This window comes from Streptomyces viridochromogenes, from assembly GCF_001270495.1.
GTDB classification, from domain to species: Bacteria; Actinomycetota; Actinomycetes; order Streptomycetales; family Streptomycetaceae; genus Streptomyces; species Streptomyces viridochromogenes_A.
This window is the reverse complement of sequence record NZ_LGUR01000062.1, coordinates 1-2339: the sequence shown is the minus strand read 5'-3', so window position 1 is coordinate 2339 and position 2339 is coordinate 1. Positions and strand designations below refer to the sequence as shown.

The 2339-nt window shown below is 71.4% G+C and carries 1 protein-coding gene and 1 pseudogene; both read right to left on the bottom strand.

Going from position 1 to position 2339, the window contains the following annotated elements; translation table 11 throughout:
- Positions 1-1821: pseudogene (locus tag ADK36_RS08720) on the bottom strand (type I polyketide synthase); the annotation flags it as partial.
- A gap of 71 nt (positions 1822-1892) precedes the next feature.
- A partial coding sequence (locus tag ADK36_RS08715) for an acyl carrier protein (protein ID WP_048587432.1) occupies positions 1893-2339 on the bottom strand: 447 nt, incomplete at its 5' end.

Below are 2339 nucleotides of genomic sequence, written 5' to 3'. Positions count from 1 at the left end.
GCATTCGGTCATCTTCTGGGCGAATGCGGGTGAGGTGTCGAGGAGGTCGGCGCCCATGCCGGCCCATTGGGCGCCTTGGCCGGGGAAGACCCATACCTGCCGGCCGGTGACCGGACCACCCTCCGCGGTGACCACGGAAGGCGACCAGGCGCCACGTGCCAGCGCCCGGAGCCCGGACACCGCCTCCGCCGTGTCCTTGGCCAGGACCACTCCCCGGTCGGGCAGTCGGCCGCGGCTGTGCACCAGGGCGCGCGCGACCTCGGGCAACTCCAGCTCGGGCCGCTCCGCCAGGAACCCCGCGAGCCGTTCGGCCTGCCCGGCCAGCCCGGCGGCCCCCCGCCCGGACACCAGCAACGGCACCACCTCGGCGCCGGCCAGCACCCTCGGCCGTTCCTCCACGGGCTCTGTCGGCGCCTGCTCCTCGTCGGCCGCGTCGGACGGCGCCTGTTCGAGGATGACGTGGGCGTTGGTGCCGGACACACCGAAGCCGGAGACTGCCGCGCGGCGAGGCCGGTCCGTGTCGGGCCAGGGGCGGGCCTCGGTGAGCAGCTCGACATGCCCGGCGGACCAGTCGACCTGCGGGGTCGGTTCATCGACGTGCAGGGTGCGAGGGAGCACGCCGTGCTGCATGGCCATCACCATCTTGATGACACCGCCCACCCCGGCGGCCGCCTGCGCATGCCCGATGTTCGACTTCAACGAGCCCAGCCACAAAGGCTGTTCGGCGTCCCTGCCCTGCCCATAGGTGGCGATCAGGGCCTGTGCCTCGATCGGGTCCCCCAGCGGGGTGCCCGTGCCATGCGCCTCCACGGCGTCCACATCCGCACCGGTCAGCCCGGAGTTGGCCAACGCGCGCCGGATCACCCGCTGCTGGGAGGGACCGTTGGGCGCGGTCAGCCCGTTCGAAGCACCGTCCTGGTTGACGGCCGAGCCGAGGAGTACGCCCAGGATCCGTCGCTTGTTGCGCACCGCGTCCGACAGCCGCTCCAGCACCAGCACGCCCGCCCCCTCGGCGAGCCCGGTGCCGTCGGCGGCGGCCGCGAAGGCCTTGCAGCGGCTGTCGGGGGACAACCCCCGCTGCCGCGCGGAGTCGACGATCGTCTGCGGTTCGGTCATCACCGTCACCCCGCCGGCCAGCGCCAGAGAACTCTCGCCCGACCGCAGCGACTGAGCGGCCAGATGCAGGGCCACCAGGGAGGACGAACAGGCGGTGTCCACCGTCACCGCCGGGCCCTCCAGACCCAGGAAGTACGACACCCGGCCCGAGACGACGCTGCCGAGCCCCCCGGTCATCAGATAGCCGTCGACCCCGTCGGGCACCTCGTGCGGATCCGCCCGGTAGTCGCCTCCTCCCGTGCCGGTGAAGACGCCCACCTCGGCACCGCGCACCGTGGCCGGGTCGATGCCGGCCCGTTCCAGTGACTCCCAGGAGATCTCCAGCATCAGCCGCTGCTCAGGGTCCATCGCCAGTGCCTCGCGTGGCGAGATCCCGAAGAAGTCCGCGTCGAAACGGTCGATGTCCGTCAGGAACCCGCCCCCACGCGCATAGCTCGTCCCCACCCCGTCGGGATCCGGGTCGAACAGCGCGTCGAGGTCCCAGCCGCGGTCCTCGGGGAAGTCCGACACGGCATCGGTGCCCTCCACCACGAGCTGCCACAGCTCCTCCGGGGACGTCACCCCGCCCGGGTAGCGGCAGCTCATCGCGACGACGGCGACCGGCTCCGACGTGGCGCGCTCCAGCTCGCGCACCCGGTTCTGAAAGCGGCGGGCATCCGCGAGAACACGCTTCAGATAATCGCGAAGCTGCTGTTCGTTCGTCATGAGGTCTGCCTTTTCTGGGAAATCCGGGTCGGTCGCGGACGCGCCGCGTGGGTGGAGAGGGACGGAGCCCGTCAGGCCGGGCCGAACTCGCTGTCGATGAGCCGGAACATCTCGTCGTCGGTCGCCGAGTCCAGATCGAGCTCTTCCTGCTCCTCGGCGGCACCGGAACGGCCGCGCCACTGATCGACCAGCGACTGAAGCCGGACCAGGACCTGGCGATGTGTCTCGCCGTCGGGCGAGAGGTCCGCGAACGACGCCTCCAGAGAGTCCAGTTCGGCCAGCAGCGCCGCGCCCGCGTCCACGTCCGGAACCAGCTCACCGTGGAGATACCGGGCCAGGCTGGCCGGTGTGGGGTGGTCGAAGATCAGCGTGGCGGGCAGGCGCAGCCCGGTCTGGGTGGCGAGGCGGTTCCGCAGCTGGACGGCTGTGAGGGAGTCGAAGCCGATGTCGTTGAGGGCGCGGTCGGGGTCGAGTTGGTGGGTGGTGGTGTAGCCGAGGGTGGTGGCGGCTGTTTGTTG